Annotated in this window: 19 protein-coding genes; 15 read left to right on the top strand and 4 right to left on the bottom strand. The window is 71.6% G+C overall.

What is annotated here, in order from left to right:
* Positions 1-18: 18 nt before the first annotated feature.
* The 11 genes from JQS43_RS00810 to JQS43_RS00760 all read left to right on the top strand — a co-directional run bounded on the left by JQS43_RS00810 (position 19) and on the right by JQS43_RS00760 (position 9,674).
* Entirely contained in the window at positions 19-531 is a 513-nt protein-coding gene (locus JQS43_RS00810; RefSeq protein WP_239677132.1) for a flavin reductase family protein, read from the top strand.
* 10 nt (positions 532-541) lie between these two features.
* Entirely contained in the window at positions 542-1,519 is a 978-nt protein-coding gene (locus tag JQS43_RS00805) for a GDP-mannose 4,6-dehydratase (RefSeq protein ID WP_239677131.1), read from the top strand.
* A gap of 51 nt (positions 1,520-1,570) precedes the next feature.
* Complete coding sequence (locus JQS43_RS00800; RefSeq protein ID WP_420847631.1) at positions 1,571-2,755, top strand: LCP family protein; 1,185 nt, start codon at positions 1,571-1,573, stop codon at positions 2,753-2,755.
* 153 nt (positions 2,756-2,908) lie between these two features.
* Entirely contained in the window at positions 2,909-4,273 is a 1,365-nt protein-coding gene (locus tag JQS43_RS00795) for an LCP family protein (RefSeq protein WP_239677129.1), read from the top strand.
* A 67-nt stretch (positions 4,274-4,340) separates the two neighbouring features.
* On the top strand, positions 4,341-5,216 hold the full coding sequence (locus tag JQS43_RS00790; RefSeq protein ID WP_338037147.1) for an MEDS domain-containing protein: 876 nt from the start codon (positions 4,341-4,343) through the stop codon (positions 5,214-5,216).
* 69 nt (positions 5,217-5,285) lie between these two features.
* The gene (locus tag JQS43_RS00785) at positions 5,286-6,329 is read left to right on the top strand and encodes an LCP family protein (protein ID WP_239677127.1); all 1,044 of its coding nucleotides are present in this window, start codon (positions 5,286-5,288) and stop codon (positions 6,327-6,329) included.
* A gap of 55 nt (positions 6,330-6,384) precedes the next feature.
* A complete protein-coding gene (locus tag JQS43_RS00780; protein ID WP_239677126.1) occupies positions 6,385-6,708 on the top strand; it encodes a rhodanese-like domain-containing protein in 324 nt (107 codons plus the stop codon).
* Positions 6,705-7,478, top strand: coding sequence for a glycerophosphodiester phosphodiesterase (locus JQS43_RS00775; protein ID WP_239677125.1), 774 nt, complete (start codon positions 6,705-6,707; stop codon positions 7,476-7,478). Before JQS43_RS00780 ends, JQS43_RS00775 begins: the two co-directional genes overlap by 4 nt.
* 9 nt (positions 7,479-7,487) lie before the next feature.
* Positions 7,488-8,312, top strand: coding sequence for a sensor histidine kinase (locus JQS43_RS00770; protein WP_338037146.1), 825 nt, complete (start codon positions 7,488-7,490; stop codon positions 8,310-8,312).
* On the top strand, positions 8,287-8,742 hold the full coding sequence (locus tag JQS43_RS00765) for an ATP-binding protein (RefSeq protein WP_239677124.1): 456 nt from the start codon (positions 8,287-8,289) through the stop codon (positions 8,740-8,742). The genes JQS43_RS00770 and JQS43_RS00765 overlap by 26 nt, the downstream gene beginning before the upstream one ends.
* A gap of 50 nt (positions 8,743-8,792) precedes the next feature.
* A complete protein-coding gene (locus JQS43_RS00760) occupies positions 8,793-9,674 on the top strand; it encodes a DUF5926 family protein (RefSeq protein ID WP_239677123.1) in 882 nt (293 codons plus the stop codon).
* 59 nt (positions 9,675-9,733) lie between these two features.
* Here JQS43_RS00760 and JQS43_RS00755 read toward each other — a convergent pair whose 3' ends face one another.
* Positions 9,734-10,957, bottom strand: a complete 1,224-nt coding sequence (locus JQS43_RS00755) for an arginine deiminase (protein ID WP_239677122.1) — start codon at positions 10,955-10,957, stop codon at positions 9,734-9,736.
* Between the two features lie 154 nt (positions 10,958-11,111).
* Here JQS43_RS00755 and JQS43_RS00750 point away from each other — a divergent pair, with 154 nt between their 5' ends.
* From JQS43_RS00750 to pheA, 4 genes are all read left to right on the top strand, one after another.
* Positions 11,112-11,813, top strand: coding sequence for a hypothetical protein (locus JQS43_RS00750; RefSeq protein WP_420847630.1), 702 nt, complete (start codon positions 11,112-11,114; stop codon positions 11,811-11,813).
* 115 nt (positions 11,814-11,928) lie between these two features.
* Positions 11,929-12,441 (top strand): hypothetical protein, encoded by a 513-nt coding sequence (locus JQS43_RS00745; RefSeq protein ID WP_239677121.1) that lies wholly within the window; start codon positions 11,929-11,931, stop codon positions 12,439-12,441.
* Positions 12,442-12,473: 32 nt separating this feature from the next.
* A complete protein-coding gene (locus tag JQS43_RS00740; protein WP_239677120.1) occupies positions 12,474-12,998 on the top strand; it encodes a hypothetical protein in 525 nt (174 codons plus the stop codon).
* Between the two features lie 28 nt (positions 12,999-13,026).
* Positions 13,027-13,986 carry a prephenate dehydratase gene (pheA, locus tag JQS43_RS00735; RefSeq protein WP_239677119.1) on the top strand — a complete coding sequence of 320 codons (960 nt, stop codon included), beginning with the start codon at positions 13,027-13,029 and terminating at the stop codon, positions 13,984-13,986.
* Positions 13,987-14,109: 123 nt separating this feature from the next.
* Here pheA and JQS43_RS00730 read toward each other — a convergent pair whose 3' ends face one another.
* The 3 genes from JQS43_RS00730 to JQS43_RS00720 all read right to left on the bottom strand — a co-directional run bounded on the left by JQS43_RS00730 (position 14,110) and on the right by JQS43_RS00720 (position 15,850).
* Entirely contained in the window at positions 14,110-14,457 is a 348-nt protein-coding gene (locus JQS43_RS00730; protein ID WP_239679586.1) for a metallopeptidase family protein, read from the bottom strand.
* 91 nt (positions 14,458-14,548) lie between these two features.
* Positions 14,549-14,977: an OsmC family protein gene (locus JQS43_RS00725; protein WP_239677118.1), complete on the bottom strand. Its 429-nt coding sequence runs from the start codon at positions 14,975-14,977 to the stop codon at positions 14,549-14,551.
* Positions 14,978-15,031: 54 nt separating this feature from the next.
* A complete protein-coding gene (locus JQS43_RS00720; protein WP_239677117.1) occupies positions 15,032-15,850 on the bottom strand; it encodes an HAD family hydrolase in 819 nt (272 codons plus the stop codon).
* Positions 15,851-15,894 lie beyond the last annotated feature (44 nt).

Genomic DNA, 15,894 nt, shown 5'->3' with positions numbered 1-15,894 from the left:
CCAGCCTGGGAGCGCCTCGTGACCATTCACACCACCGACCCGTTCGCCACCCCTGAGCCGGAGCGCTCGCCGGTGCGCCGGCTCCGGGGCCGGCTCCCGGCGCCGGTCACGCTCTGGACCGCCCCCGGCCCGGCCGGGCTGACCGTCTCCTCGCTGCTCGTCGCCGACGGCGACCCGGGCCGGGTGGTCGGGCTGCTCGACGACGAGTCCGAGCTCTGGTCGGCGGTCGCGGCCACCGGCCGGTTCGCGGTGTTTCCGTTAACCGAAGATGAACAGGGGCTGGCCGACCGTTTCGCCGGCTTGGCGCCCGCACCTGGCGGGCTGTTTACGCAGGTCACCGAGGATTGGCAGGAGACCGGGTACGGGCCGGTGCTCGCCGACGGGCGCACCTGGGCGGGGTGCCGGGTGGAGACCGAGCGTAGCTGTGGCTGGGGTCGGCTGATCGAGGGTGTGATCGAGACCGTGACCGTCGGCGCTGAGGCCGAGCCGCTGACCCATTACCGCGGTCGCTACCGGAGACTGCCCAAGTAGGCTGTTGACCATGCTCATCGCCCCACGCTTCGGCGACGGCCACCGGATCCTGGTCAGCGGCGGCGCCGGCTTCGTGCCCTCCCACGTGGTCGACGCTCTGATCGGCCGCGGCTGCGCCGTGGTCGCGGTCGACAACTTCGTCACCGGCGCCGACGAGAACGTCGCCCACCTCGCCGGCAACCCGCTGTTCACCTTGATCAAGCATGACCTCAGCGACGGGCTGCCGGCCCACCACCCCGCGCTCGCCGGCCGCTTCGACGCGATCATGCACATGGCCTCGCCAGCCAGCCCCACCGACTTCGCCGCCCTGCCGATCGAGATCCTGCGGGTCGGCTCGTTGGGCACCTTCCACCTGCTCGACCGGGCCGTCTCCGACCAGGCGCGGTTCCTGCTCGCCTCCACCTCCGAGGCTTACGGCGACCCGCTGGTGCATCCGCAGCCCGAGACCTACTGGGGCAACGTCAATCCGGTCGGGGTCCGCAGCGTCTACGACGAGGCGAAGCGGTTCGCGGAAGCGACCACCATGGCTTACCACCGGGCCCGCGGCCTGGACACCGCGATCGTCCGGATCTTCAACACGTACGGGCCCCGGATGAAGCCGGACGATGGCCGCGCCATCCCGACCTTCATCAGCCAGGCGCTGCGGGACCAGCCGCTGACCGTGCACGGCACCGGGGCCCAGACCCGGGCGATCTGCTACGTCGAGGATCTGGTGCGGGGGATCCTGCTGTTGCTGGACTCGACCGAGCCAGGCCCGGTCAACTGCGGCACCGAGCACGAGCTGTCCATGCGGGAGCTGGCCGAAAAGATCGTCGCGCTCGCCGGCAGCCGATCTGAGGTGAGCTTCACCGAGCGCGGCGCCGACGATCCGGAGATGCGCCGGCCGGATCTCACCCTGGCCCGGACCCGGCTGGGCTACCAGCCGACCATCGACCCCGATGACGGGTTGCGGCGCACCATCGAACACTTCCGCGGCCAGCTCGCCTAACCGCCGCCGCACCCAGCTGGCGCCGGCCGGGTGGCCCGCGAGCCGTACCCTATGGGCGTGGCGACTTACAACGCGCGCGGGCAGGTGCCGGCGCAGGAAAACTCTGGCCGGGCCGCGGTGCCGCCGGGCGGCCAGCCCCGGCCGCCCGGTCCACCCCGTCCGTCCGGTCCACCACCCGGGTCGCCCCGTCCGCCCGGGCCGCCCGGTGGCTCCGGGCACCCACCCGCCCTGGTCGGCCGTCCCCGCCGGCGCTGGCGCAAGGTGTTCCTGACGGTGGCGCTGTCGCTGCTGCTGGTGCTGGGGTTGGCCACCGGCGGGGGGTGGCTCTACGCCCGCGGGCTGGAAGACAACATGTCCCGGGTGGACGCCTTCAGCCCGATCGCGGAGAGTGACCGGCCCACCAAGGCGCACGCTGGCACCCGCAACATTCTGCTGCTGGGCAGCGACTCCCGCGACCCCGACGGCGACAGCGGTGACGCCTACCGAGCCGACACGATCATGCTGATGCACATCCCGGCCAGCGAGGACAATGCGTACCTCATCTCGATCCCCCGGGACCTGTGGGTCTATGTGCCGCCGACCGCCGACGGCAGCGCCGGCGACCGGGAGGCGAAGGTGAACGCGGCGACCGCGTTCGGTGGGGTGCCGCTCGCGGTGCAGACCATCGAGCTCTACACCGGAGTCCGGATCGACCACGTCATGATGGTCGACTTCGGAGGGTTTGTGGAGGTCACCGACGCCCTGGGCGGGGTGGAGATGGAGATCGAGCAGACCATCCAGTCCATCCACGGTGAGCGGCGGGTCTTCGAGGAGGGCCGGCAGGAACTCTCCGGAGAGGAAGCGCTCGACTACATCCGGCAGCGTTATCAGTTCGCCGACGGCGACTTCACCCGGATGCGCAACCAGCAACAGTTTCTGCGGGCGCTGATGGACAAGGCTGCGAGCACCGGCACGCTCACCAATCCGAGCAAGCTGAACGCTTTTCTACAGACCGCCACCAGCACCCTCACAGTGGATGAGGAGTTCTCGCTGATCGACACCGGCTGGAATTTCCGGCACCTGCGTAGCGACCGGCTCACGTTCCTCACCAGCCCACACGCGGGCACCGGTTTCGTGGGCGACGAGAGCGTGGTGCTGTCCGACGACGGCCCGGCCGCCGAACTCTACGAGGCGGTGCGAGCTGACCGGATGGCGCAGTGGGCGGCCGACAATCCGGATCGGGTCGGTGACGATTGAGACCAGCCCCACTGACCCGGTGACATCGGGCGATCGACCGATCGGCCGGCTCGACCGGACATCGGGGTGACTTCCCGGCGACGATCACCTAAAGTTGCGCGAGTGCCGGCCACGGCGGCCGGCCGTACTCCCACCCCTCCAGGAGTGCCGCAGATGCAGGGTTCCCCCCACCCAGAGTGGCAACGGCGGTCCAGCCGGAGCCGCGCCCCCGTCGACTCCGGCCGCGTCTACGGCGGCGGCACGCCCGCAGCTGGCGGCCCCAGCCGGCCCGCGGGCCGCGCCGGCAGCGGGCCCCGCAGCGCCGCGGAGCGCCGCAGCGCCGCCGGCGGGCGCGGGTCGGCGACCCGCCGCACCTCCGCCGAGCCCGCGGCAGAGCGGCGCGGCGGCGCCGGCGCCCCACCGGACCGGCCGGCCGATCGCGGCGCCGCCGGCGGCGACAAACCACGCCGCCGCCGCACCCCGCTCTGGGCGATCCTGGCCCTCGTGGTGGGTGCCCTGCTGGCGCTGCCCAGCGGGGTGGCGCTCGCCGGCTTCGAGGTGCTCAACAACCGGTACGCGGGCAACGTGCAGCAGGAGAACCTGCTCGGCGAGACCGCTGCCAACCCGGGTGAGGAGCTGGAAGGACCGCTCAACATCCTGCTGCTCGGAGTGGACGCCCGCGAGGACGACACCGACGACCTGCGCTCGGACACGATCATCGTGCTGCACGTGCCGAGCAGCCACGACCAGGCGTACCTGATCTCGATCCCGCGGGACAGCTGGGTCGAGGTGCCGGGCTTCTGGGAGATGAAGATCACGGATGCCTTTTTCCAGGGCGCGCAGGAGAACGGCGGCATCGACGGCGGCACCCAGGCGGTCGCGAGCACCCTCAGCAACCTCGCCGGGCTGTCGTTCAACGCCGCCGCGATCGTCAACTTCCGGGGATTCGAACGGATCATCGACGAGATGGGCGGCATCGAGTACTGCGTCAACGACCCCACCGTCTCGGAGCACTTCGTGCTGGTGGACGGCGAGCGGATGGGGGTCGGCCGGGCCCGGCGCGAGGGCCTGCTCTGGAACGCCGAGCAGGTCCGGTACGACGAGGGGTGCCAGCAGATGGCGGGCTGGCAGGCGCTCGACTATGTCCGGCAGCGCAAGAACCTGGAGAGCGGCGAGGGCGACTACGGCCGGCAGCGCAACCAGCAGCAGTTGCTGCAGGCGATGGTCGCGCAGGCGGTCAGCAGCGATGTCCGAAACAACGTCTCCACGATCGATGGTCTGCTGATCGCCGCCGGGGACGCGTTGATCGTGGACACCAACAACGTCGAGATGCTCGACTTCGCGTTCACCCTCCGGAACATCCGCCCCAACGACCTGATCTCGCTGCGAACCAACGGCGGAGAATACAACTCCGACACTCGCAACGGGCAGTCGGTGGAGCTGCTCACCGCCGAGAGCCTGGCGATGTTCGAGGCGGCCGCCAACGACAACATGGCCCAGTTCGTGCTGAGCAATCCCGATTTCGTCGACCCCGATTAGCCTCCCGGTTCGAGCAGCTTCTGGTTCTTCACTCGGCAACCGGCCCGCGTGGTGCTACGGTCAGCCGGTGGGGGGAATCAACCGCCGGGTGGGTGTCGCTCCTCGGCCAAGCGCAGCAGGTCGTGGTTCACACCTCTGTTGGGCGGTGGACGCGGACACCCCGTTCGACGGCTGGGCCGCCGACTTCATCGCCGAGGGCGGCCGGCAGGGTGAGCGGCTACTCTGGTGCGCGCCGGAGTCGACGCTGGACCAGCTGACCGCCGACGACACCGTCACCCGGCTCGATCCCAGCGTGGCGATGCGGCCGGGTGAGCCGCTCGACCCGGTCTCGATGTATCGGATGATCCGGCAGGAGCACGCCGCCGCCCGGGCGGCCGGCTGCTCCGGGCTGCGCATTCTCACCGACATGGACTGGCTACTCGGCATCGGGGCCACGCCGGCCGAACTCACCACCTTCGAGCTGCTCCTCGATGAGGTCGCCGCCGAGCTGGGGGCGACGGTGGCCTGCGCCTACCGCAGCACCACCTACCCGCCCGCCACGATCACCGAGATGATGGCGGTGCATCCGATGCGGGTGGGCGCCGCGCCCTTCGACCCGGGACTGCGGGTGTGGCATCTCGGCCTCGACGACTGGGCCGTGGCGGGCGAGGTCGACCTGGACAACGCGGAGCTGTTCGGACGCCTGCTCGGCACCGCGGCCGCCGGCCGCCGGGTGCTGCGCCTCTCCACCGCGGGGCTGGCGTTCGTGGCGGTGGCCGGGATCAACGCGCTGCTGGGGCTGGCCCGCAGCCGGCCGGAGCTGCGGATCGTGATCGCCGAGGCGAGCCCAGCGCTGCGCCGCAGCTGGGGCCTGCTCGATCTGCACCAGGAGCTCCCGCGGATCGAGTTCGCCGCCGCCCGCGACCCGCTCCGTGCCAGCGCCGCCACCCCGGAGAGCGTGTAACCCACCGGGTCGGCGCCCGCCGCGCTGATCGGCGGCATGGTCCCCGGCCACCCTGGGTAAACACTGGGCATGGCTTCGCACCGGCGGGCCGCACCGCGCTGGGCGGTGGCCGCGCTGGTCACCGGCCTGATCCTGGTGGTCGCGGTCACCACGACTGCGGTGGGCGGGTTCCTACTGCTCGATCGTTGGCAGCGGGCGGTGCCGCAGGAGGAGCTGCTAGATCCGGCCGACCAGCCGCCGACGCCGGAGCGCCCGGCGTCGCCGAGACGGCGCCCGGCCCCAGCCCCGGAGGGCGCGGGCGACCCGGTCACCGGGCCGCTGAACTATCTGGTGGTCGGCACCGACCAGCGGCCGGACAACCCGGGCCAGGCGGCCTTCGCCGACGCCATCGTCGTGGTCCACATCCCAGCCGGGCTACGGGAGGCGTATCTGGTCTCGATCCCCCGGGACCTTCGGGTCGACATTCCCGGCCACGGCACCGACAAGATCAACGCCGCGTACCGGGTGGGGGGTGGCGGCGCCGAAGGGGTTTCGCTGCTCGCCGACACGCTCTACGACCTCACCGGAGTCACCTTCGACGGCGCCGCGATCCTGGACTTCGCCGGCTTCGAGGCGGTGGTCGACGCGCTGGGCGGGGTGGAGATGTGCCTAACTCGGTCGGTGCGTTCCATCCACACCGGTCACGTCTTCCCCACCGGTTGCCAGCGGCTGCGCGGCGCCGAGGCGCTCGACCTGGCCCGGCAGCGCTACGACCTGCCCGCCGGCGACTTCGATCGGGGGCGGCACCACCAGCAGCTGATCCAGGCCATGGTCGCCCAGGCCCGCTCCGAAGGGCTGGTCACCAACCCGATCCAGCTGGACCGCACCATCCGAGCGATCGGCTCGGCAGTCACCATCGACACCGGCGGCGTCGCGCTACCGGAGCTGGTGTACGCGCTGCGGCAGCTGCGCCCCGACCGGATGACCGGGATCACCGTGCCGTCGTACTCGCAGCGGATCGACGGGATCTCGTACGTCCTGGCCGAGCCGGCCGCGACAACGCTCTACCAGGCGCTGCGCGACGCCCAGCTCCACCGGTGGGTCGAGGATCATCCGGAGTGGCACAACGACTGAGCCGCCGACCAACCTTGCCGGGGCCGGTGCCGGCAACCCCGGTACCCTGGATCGCATGATTCCCACGGTCACCGTCCCCGAGGTCGCCGAGGGCACCCACCTGCTCGATGTCCGCGAGCCGGAGGAGTGGGCGGGCGGGCACGCTCCCGACGCCCAGCACGTGCCCATGGGCGAGCTGCCGACCCGGCTGGCGGAGGTGCCCACCGACCAGGACGTGGTGGTGGTGTGCCGCTCCGGGGTCCGCTCCGCCCATGTCGTGCACTTCCTCATCGACCACGGCTGGCGTAACGTCGCCAACCTTGAGGGCGGCATGCAGCAGTGGGCTGCCGCTGGCCGGCCGATGGTCAGCGACGGCGGCGGACCCGCCAGCGTGCTGTGACCCTGGTCGTCGCGCATCGCGGCGCCTCCGCAGCGCTCCCCGAACACACGATCGGGGCGTACGAGCTGGCGTTGGCCCAGGGCGCTGACGGGCTGGAGTGCGACGTCCGGCTCACCCGCGACGAGCAGCTGGTGTGCCTGCACGACCGGCGACTGGAACGCACCAGCAACGGCCGCGGGCTGGTCGTAGACCACACCTTGGCGCAGCTGCGGCGGCTGGATTTCGGCTCCTGGCATGGCACCGGCCCCGCCCGCGTGCTCACCCTGGACCAGCTGCTCGGCCTGGTCCGGGACGCCGGCCGGCCGGTCCGGCTGTTGATCGAGACCAAGCATCCGAGCCGGCACGGCGCCCAGGTCGAGCGCCGGCTAATCGCGCTGCTGCATCGGCACGGGCTCGCGATCGGGGATCCAGATCGACCGGTCCAGGTGACGGTGATGTCCTTCGCGGCGCTGGCGCTGCGCCGGATCCGGTTGCTCGCGCCGGCGCTGCCGACGGTCCAGCTGCTGCAGCTGCTGCCGCCGGGGCTGCCGGTGGGCCGGCTACCCTTCGGCAGCCGGATCGCTGGCCCCGGCATCGAGTTGCTCCGCGCCCGCCCCGGGTTGGTGCCGGCGCTGCGGGCCGCCGGGCACCAGGTGTATGTCTGGACGGTCAACGCGCCCGCCGACTTCGCGCTGGTCACGCAGCACGGCGTCGACGCGGTGATCACCGATGAGCCGGCGGCTGCCCGCTCGGCGCTGCGGCGCGCGGCGGAGGAGGCGGACGCTAGCTAGGCTCGCATTGTGCCGCCGCCTCCCCCCGACCCCGGCCACGTCCCCGAGCCGCGGAGCCCCCGTCCGTCATCCCACCCGCCGTCCGAATCCCGACCTTCGCTGATCGACCGTGACCTGTTCATCGCGGTGACCAGCCACGAGCTGCGTACCCCGGTCACCGTGATCAAGGGCTTCGCGGACACCTTGGTCGAGCATTGGGACGCGCTCGACCCGGCGGGCCGCCGCGCCGCGGTGCGGGTGATCGGCCAGCGAGCCGACGAGCTGGCCCGGCTGGTGGACCGACTGTTGGCCGCCACGACCGAGACCGCCGGAATCCCGGCGAACACCTCCTTCGACCTGCTCCAGGCGCTACGGGAGGCGGTCGACGGGCTCCGTTCGGATCTGCGCCGCCGGCTCCGGGTACAGCTGCCGGTGGCGTTACCTCAGGCGTACGGCGATCCGGGCAGCCTGATCACCGTCCTAACCGAGCTGGTCACCAACGCCACCCGCTACTCCTCGGACGCGGTCGAGCTGTTCGCGGACGCCGACGGGCAGCGGGTCTGCTTCCAGGTCGCCGACCGGGGGGTAGGCATCGCGCCGGAGCACGTGGAACAGGCGTTCGTCCGATACTGGCAGGGCGGGGCCGGTGAGCGGCGGGCCCACGCCGGCGCCGGACTGGGCCTATACCTCGTTCGGCAGATCATCGAGCGGCAGAACGGACAGGTGTCCTTACGTCCGCGAGAAAATCGCGGTACCGTCGCGGAAGTACGACTACCACGGGCCGATGTGGTGATAGGAACGGTCGACCAGACGGCGGAGGAGGCTGACAGTGTCGACGGCGATAGCCGAACGTAGTTGGCGAGTCGTCGTGCCTCATCATGCCCGCGGCGCTCGGCTGGCGCGCCATCGCCTCGCCGCTGAGCTCGGCGAGGCGATCAGCGCCTCATTGCTCGCCGACGCCATCGCCGTCCTCGCCGAGTTGGTCGGCAACGCGATCCGGCACGCCGACCCGCTCCCCGGTGACGTGGTCCGGGTCGCCTGGTGGCTGCGCGGCGACGAGCAGCACGAGACGGTGACCGTCCAGGTCACCGACGGCGGCGCCGGTGACCGGACCCCGGTGATGCGGGCCGCTGGCGCGGACGCGGTCGACGGCCGCGGCCTGCGGATAGTGGTCGCGCTAGCCGACCACTGGGGAGTCGAACGCGACGGTCTGGGGCAGACGGTCTGGGCCCAACTTCACGCAGAGCGTAGCGAAGACAACGCCGAAAGTAACTGCCTCGCGTGACACCACGGCGCTAACGGCTTCCGCGCCGAACCACTAGTAGGCTGCGGCGGGTGAGCAAACGACGCAAGGACGCCCGCCCCCGCCGGGAACGGCCACAGCGCCCCCGGGACATCTTCGTCTCCCGCCCCTTCGACGGGCTGGTCGACGAGCCGGAGTGGATCGCGCTGCGCGAACTTGTCCCCGCCGCCACCGCACCGTTGCAGCTGCAACCGGCCCTCCGGGAAACGTACGGCGACCGGCCGGTCACCCTCGCCACGCTGCTACCCATGGCCTCGGCCGCGATGAGCCACGCCGACGGTCAGGTGCTCGTCGGGTTGCAACGCGGCGTCGACTCCGGCGACGCCAACCGTGACGTCGCCGCCTCGATCCTGGCGGCCCTCGCCACCGACCCGGGCGACCCAGTCTCGGTGCCCAACCAGCCCGGGGAGGGTCCGCGGCTGGCCGACATCCTCGCCGACCACGAACTCGACATCACCGTGCACGAGGGGTTCGACTTCTGGCTGGCGGGCGACGCCGACCGGGACGACCCCGCAGTGGCCGCGTCGCTGGAACGGGCCAACGGGTCCATCTACCCGACGGTCAAGCTCGCCGCCGCCCGGGGCGCCTACTGGTGCCAGGTGCCGGAGCGGTCCCACCTGCGGTGGGTGTTGCCAGACTCGGAGGAACGGGCGCTGACCGCGCTGGCGCGGCTGAGCGCCAGCGACGGGCTCAAACTACGCGACGACACCAAGTTCGCCGGCATGTTCCGCGCCCAGGGCCTACTGGTGCCGGTGTGGGATCTGCCGCGGGAGACCCCTGCCGCCGAGTGGGAGGAGCCGCTGGCGGCCCTCAGCAAGCGGTACGCGGAGGCGCTGGCGGTCCCTGGCGACCTGACCCCGGAGATCCGCCGGGCCCGGCACGGCCTGATCGGTCGGCAGCTCACGCTCCGGTAGGCGGCTTCCGGCCGCCGGCGGCCGAGCCGTTACCCGCCGGTCGGGCCGTTACCCGCCGGTCACGGTAACGGGTCGCGTACCAGCGGGCACGACATACACCGGGGCCCGCCGCGCCCCGAGCTCAGCTCGGAGCCGGGCACGCGTACCACCTCGATACCGGCCCGCTCCAGCTGCGCGTTGGTCTCCGTGTTGCGCTCGTACGCCACGCAGAGCCGAGGCGCGATCGCGAGCGTGTTGTTGCCGTCGTCCCACTGCTCCCGCTCGGCGGTGACCGGGTCGAGGCCGGTGTCGATCACCCGTAGCGCGTCGATCCCCATCGCCTTCGCCGCCGTGGGCAGGAACGGAGTCGGCCCACTCACCTGCGGGTCGTCGCCCGGCTCGGCACCCCGGGTGACCGTATAAGCGACCAGCGAATCGGCGATCTTCGGGTACATCAGCACCGCATCTCGGTCGACCATGGTGCAGACCGTGTCCAGATGCATCGTGGCCCGCTGCTGGGCGATCGGCACCACCAGCACCGTCTCGGCCACCCCGGCGGCGAAGGCCCGCCGGGCCAGCCGCTCGGCCCCGGCCGGCGTGGTCCGCTCCCCCACCCCGAGCGCGAGCACCCCCGGTGCCAGCAACAACAGGTCACCGCCCTCGACGTGCTCCAGGTGCGGCTCGTACACCAAAGGGGTGCCGGCGAACCGCGGATGATGCCGGTACAGCGCGTGGGTGAGCGTGGTCTCCCGGCGGCGGGCCCGCATCGCCAGGCTCGCCACCGCGGCATGGTCGCCGATCCACATCGACGAATCTCTGGTGAAGAGCAGATTGGGTAGCGGGTCGATGACGAAATCGTGGGTGTCCAGCAGGGTGTAGACCAGCCCTCGGCGCTGCCCGTCCCGGCGCCCCAACGCCGGCCGCAGCTCCTCGTGGGCGAGCCCGGCGATCAGGACGCCGGCCAGCCCCACCGGGTCCAGATAGTGGAGGTAGTCGCCGACCCGCCGACGCAAGGTGTCCCCCAGCCGGGGATCGGCGAGCACCGCCTCGGTCAGCTCGGCCCGGGCCGGCTCCAGCGCCAGCACCTCGGTGAGCAGCTCGTCCAGGTAGAGCACCGTTACCTCGTGCCGGCGCAGCGCCGCCGCGAAAGCTTCGTGTTCTTCCTGCGCCCGCGCCACCCAAGGGATACCGTCGAAGAGCAACGAGCCACTGTTACGAGGAGTCAACCGAGCCAGTTCGGCGCCCGGACGGTGCAGCAACACCGACCGCAGCCGCCCCACTTCGGTCTCAAGGTAACGCGCCACCCACCCAGCCTAGGCCGGCCGCCGCCGAATGAGTGGGGCATTCATCCCCCTTCACTCATGACTAAGCCCGACTGAACCATGGACGGCACGAACCACCGTCACGTACGGTTACCGTTACCAGGACAATAGGCGACTCGACGGAGGTAGATTCGCAGTGAGTGTGCACTCCGCCAGCAGCGGCACCACCAACTCTGGAGGTGCGTCGCCGGGATCGTCGCCGGGATCGCCGTTGACCGGCGGGCCGCTCGGCGCACCGGCCGGGCCGCCCCGCTCCGCCCTCGACTGGGCGCGCCAGCGCCTGGGCAGCCGCAACAATCGCCGCCTCTCCGCCGCCGGCCAGCGCGCCGGCCACCGGCTGCAGCAGCTCGGCCCGTCCTGGCGGATGGTCGAGTGGCCCAGCGCCGAGCTGACCGACGACCGCGACCACGCCGGCTTCCTCGCGATCGGCCCCGGCGGGGTCTACTCGGTGACCGTGGTGGATCAGGGGCGGCGCCGGGTGATGCTCGCCGGCGACGTGGTCCAGATCCACGGACGGCGGCCGCCCCACATCTCCCGCGCCCGCAAGGCCGCCCGGAAGGCCAGCAATGCGCTCACCGAAGCGGTAGGCACCAAGGTGCCGGTGGTGCCGGTGCTGACCTTCGTCGGCTCGGGGCCGATCAGCGCCCAGGGCCTGCCCAACGGCTGCCTGGTGGTCGCGCACCGGGAGCTGGACAAAGTGCTTCTCGCCGCGGGGCATAAGATCAGCCCGGAGACGGCCCGCAAACTCGCCGACGTCGCCAACCATCCGGCTACCTGGGGCGACCGGTATCGGTGGTATCCCGATAACCAGACAGCCAGTGACAGTAGGACCGCGTAGAGGTAACCTCGATGCCAACGGCCACGGCCGCTTGGCCAACGGTCGGCGTCATTGGACGGCTGGACGGACAGCCCCACCCAAGGGCGCAGGCGAGGTTGTGCACAGAGGAGGCGCGGTGCCCCACGTCGAGCTCTCGCTCATCGACAGTCGACGGCTGCCCAGATCGCCGGCGCCGGGACCGGCCGGTCGATCGACCGACCTGATCGCTCCCGGTTCGCCAGCGGTGCCACCTCCCGCCCCACCCACCAGCCTGCACCGGTGGGCCGCGGTCGTCACCGAGGCCAGCGAGCCGAGCCTCGTCCTCGACGCGCAGACGGTGATCGTGGCCGCCTCCACCAACGGCGCGCAGATGCTCGGCTGTGGTGCGGTGGCGAACACGGTGGGCCGCCGGATGCGGGAAGCGGTCACCCAACTGGTCGACTTCAGCAACCCACCAGACAAGCTCGACAGCGCTGAGGCCGGCAAGACGCCGCCGCTGCTGGCGATCTCCTCCCGGCAGCTGGCGCGCGGCCTGATGCGGGTCCAGTGCCCCGACACCGGCCGCACCTGCATCATGGACGCGGTGGCGACACCGCTATGGGAACGCGGCCAGGTGGTCGGGTCGCTCACCTTCTTCTCCCAGGTCTGACCCCGCGGCCGCACGGGCCTAACATGAAGATTGTGCGCCCTTCCGTCCCGTTAGGCCGACTACTGCCCGCTGGGGTGCTAGCCGCCGGGTTGCTGGTTACCGGGCTGCTGCTCGCCGGCTGCGGCGAGCCGCCGGGGCTCGACGACGACGCGCAGCCGCCCCCGACCGCGCCACCGCCGCCGCCCCCCACCCCGACCGGGCCGGGCTGGGATGACCTGACCCCGCCGCCGGAGCTGCCCGGCTCACCGGGCGACGGCGGCTTCCCGGACGAGATCGCGCTCGGCTGCGACGGCCGCCCCGGCCCGGCGGCGCTGATCGAGTTGCTGCAGGCGGAGGGCCTGCTCGCCGCCAGCGACGACGCCGAAGTGGTCGAGGGGCCGTTCTGCTCCGGCACCTGGCAGTACGCGGTGATCGCGGTCCCGGACCGGGATCCGCTGCAGGTGGTCACCCAGGGCGAGCCGGACGCGTTGGAGCTGGTCACCGCCGGCACCGACGTATGCACCGTAGAGGTGAGAATCCAGGCACCGGCCGGCATTGCGGGCGCCGCCGCCTGCTGACCGGCGGTTCGGCCGTAGGCTGGACGGTATGCCCGGAGTACCGCCCACCCGATTCGTCTACCTGGGCCCCGAGGGGACCTTCGCCGAGCAGGCGCTGCGTACCCTGGCCGCCGCCGAGCGTGGCACCCGTACCCCCGCCCGCAGTGTCCCGGAGGCGCTCGACGCGGTCCGCGGCGGCGAGGCCGACGCGGCGCTGGTCCCGCTGGAAAACTCAATCGGCGGCGCGATCGGCATCACCCTCGACGAGTTGGCCGGCGCCGACCCGCTGGTGATCTCCCGGGAGGTGGTGTTGCCGGTCGAGTTCGTGCTCGCCGCCCGCGCGCCGGCCCCGCCCGAGTCTCTCGCCACGGTGATCGCGCATCCGCAGGCGGCCGCCCAGTGCCGCCGCTGGCTGCGGCAGCACGCCCCGGACGCGACCGTGGTGGACGCCCTCTCCAACAGCGCCGCCGCCGAGGCCACGGCCGCCGGCGACTACCAGGCCGCGATCTGCGCCCCGGTGGGCGCCGCCCGGCACCGGCTCACCGTCATCGCCGACAAGATCGCCGACCATCCGCATGCGGTCACCCGGTTCGCGCTGGTCACTCGCCCGGGTCCGCCGCCAGCGCCGACCGGCGACGACGTCACCTCGCTAGCGGTGTCGATCTCGCACGACCGGGTGGGCGCGTTGCTGGCGGTGTTGATGGAGCTGGCGGTACGCGGGGTGAACCTGACCCGGATCGAGTCCCGGCCGACCGGTGAGCGGCTCGGCCGGTACGCGTTCTTTCTGGACTGCACCGGCCACGTGGCGGAGGCGCGCATGGGCGAGGCGCTGCAGGGGTTGCGCCGGGTCTGCGCGGAGGTCCGGTTCCTGGGCTCTTACCCTCGGCATCGACTGTCCGGCGCCGCACCGGAGGAGCCGGTGGTCACCGGGCCGCCCGGGCTCTCGGATCGCGACTTCGCCGACTCCGCCGCCTGGCTGAGCCGGATCCGCCACGGCCAGCTCGGCTGACCCTCACCCACGGCCCCGCCTGCCGCCTGCCGCCTGCCGCCTGCCGCCTGAGTTGATCATGGAGTTAGGGACCGGAAACGCCGCTGATCATGGACCCTAGGTCCATGATCAACTCGGTTGGGGTCAGGCCCAGCCGAGTTCGTGGAGCCGGTCGTCGTCGATACCGAAGTGGTGGGCGATCTCATGCACCACGGTGATCGCCACCTCCTCGACCACATCATCCTCGGACTCGCAGATCCGCAGAATCGGGTTCCGGTAGATCATGATCCGGTCGGGTAACACGCCACCGTAGTGCCAGCCCCGCTCGGTGAGCGCGTGACCCTCATAGAGGCCCAGCAGCTCCCCCTCGCCATCGGGAGAGTCGTCCTCGACCAACACCACGACGTTGTCCATCATCTCCAGCAGCTCACCGGGGACCTGATCCAGCGCGTCCCGGACCAACTCCTCGAACCGCTCCTGGGTCATCTCCACCGGCACCCGGCCATTCTGACCGGCGCACCGAACCCCCGCAAAGTCGGGGACGCCGCCGAAGCTCAGCGACGCCCCCGAACCAGCGGTCCGGTCAGCCGAGCCGAGCGGTGAGCGCGATCTCCGTACCCGGGGCGAGCAGCCGGGAGATTGGGCAGTTGGCCTTCGCCGTCTCGGCGTGCTTCTGGAACTCGGCCTCGTCGATGCCGGTCGCCTGCCCCACCGTAGACAGTTCGATCTTGGTCACGGTCTGGCCGGCGTCGGTCTTTTCCAAGTGGACCTTGGCCTCGGTCTCCACCGAGAGCGGCGGGAACCCGGCGTCGGCGAGCAGCTTAGCCAGGAACATCGAGAAGCAACCGGCGTGGGCCGCCCCGATCAGCTCCTCCGGGTTGGTCCCCTCGCCCTCCTCGAACCGGGACGAGAACGAGTACGGTCCCTCGTACCCACCCTTGCCGGTACGAACCTTGCCTTGCCCCTCGGTGAGGGTGCCCGTCCAATGTGCGGATGCGTTGCGGATAGCCATGCCTGCCACGCTAGCCCACCCGGGCCCGACCACCGCCACGACCGGTCAGAGCGACTACGAGAAGAGCCGGTCGAGGTAGACGGCGACCCCGTCCTCGTCGTTGCTGAGGGTCACCTCGTTGGCGAGCGTGAGCACGCTCGGGTGAGCGTTGCTCATCGCCACCGCACCCCAGCCGGCCCACCCGAACATCGGGATGTCGTTCGGCATGTCGCCGAAGACCAGCACCTCCGCCGGGTCGATCCCGAGCACCTCGACCACCACCGCCAGCCCGGCTGCCTTGTCGGCGCCGGGCGGGCAGATCTCCACGAAGCCGAGCCCGGCCTGGGTGACGCTCGCCTTCTCCGGGGGAATCACCTGCTGCGCCACCGCCAGCAACTCGTCGCTGGTCAGGTCGACCGCCCGCGCGAACGCTTTGATCACCGGACCGGCGAGCGACTCGGTACGCGGCATCGCCACCACCCGCTGCGGCCACGGCCAGTCCGGGTCCAGGTCACCCCAGAGCGGCGCATACTGGTGGTCCAGCCCTTCGACCATGACCAACAGCGGCCCGACCTCGGCCGACAGGTCGTCCAGCAGCGCCGCCGCCACCGGCCCCTCCAGCCGCTGGTCGTGCACGGTCACCGGGCTATCGGAGCCACGCAGGTCGACCACGTGGCTGCCGCCGCCGAGCACCAGATAGTCGGCGTGCGGCAGGTCCCGCTGAGACAGCTCGCGCAGCCGCGGGCCCCGTCCGGTCGCGCCCACCACCGGGACGCCGGCCGCCTTCACCCGATCGAGCACCTGATGGGTGTACGCCGAAACGGTGTCGTCGCTGCGGACGAGGGTGCCATCCAGATCGGTGGCGATGAGCTTAGGGAGCCGGGGACGCGGCATCGTTGCCTCCTGGCGGTCGCCGCCTGGCTACTGGCGGGCGGACT

The organism is Natronosporangium hydrolyticum (assembly GCF_016925615.1).
Taxonomy (GTDB): domain Bacteria; phylum Actinomycetota; class Actinomycetes; order Mycobacteriales; family Micromonosporaceae; genus Natronosporangium; species Natronosporangium hydrolyticum.
The sequence above is the reverse complement of the archived record's forward strand: the minus strand, read 5'-3'. Positions and strand labels throughout refer to the sequence as shown.

Excerpts from the sequence above, each read along its gene's own strand:
- JQS43_RS00805 (WP_239677131.1), top strand. The coding sequence starts at position 542 with ATGCTCATCGCCCCACGCTTCGGCGACGGCCACCGGATCCTGGTCAGC.
- JQS43_RS00800 (WP_420847631.1), top strand. The coding sequence starts at position 1,571 with ATGGGCGTGGCGACTTACAACGCGCGCGGGCAGGTGCCGGCGCAGGAA.
- JQS43_RS00795 (WP_239677129.1), top strand. The coding sequence starts at position 2,909 with ATGCAGGGTTCCCCCCACCCAGAGTGGCAACGGCGGTCCAGCCGGAGC.
- JQS43_RS00785 (WP_239677127.1), top strand. The coding sequence starts at position 5,286 with ATGGCTTCGCACCGGCGGGCCGCACCGCGCTGGGCGGTGGCCGCGCTG.
- JQS43_RS00780 (WP_239677126.1), top strand. The coding sequence starts at position 6,385 with ATGATTCCCACGGTCACCGTCCCCGAGGTCGCCGAGGGCACCCACCTG.
- pheA (WP_239677119.1), top strand. The coding sequence starts at position 13,027 with ATGCCCGGAGTACCGCCCACCCGATTCGTCTACCTGGGCCCCGAGGGG.
- JQS43_RS00725 (WP_239677118.1), bottom strand. The coding sequence starts at position 14,977 with ATGGCTATCCGCAACGCATCCGCACATTGGACGGGCACCCTCACCGAG.
- JQS43_RS00720 (WP_239677117.1), bottom strand. The coding sequence starts at position 15,850 with ATGCCGCGTCCCCGGCTCCCTAAGCTCATCGCCACCGATCTGGATGGC.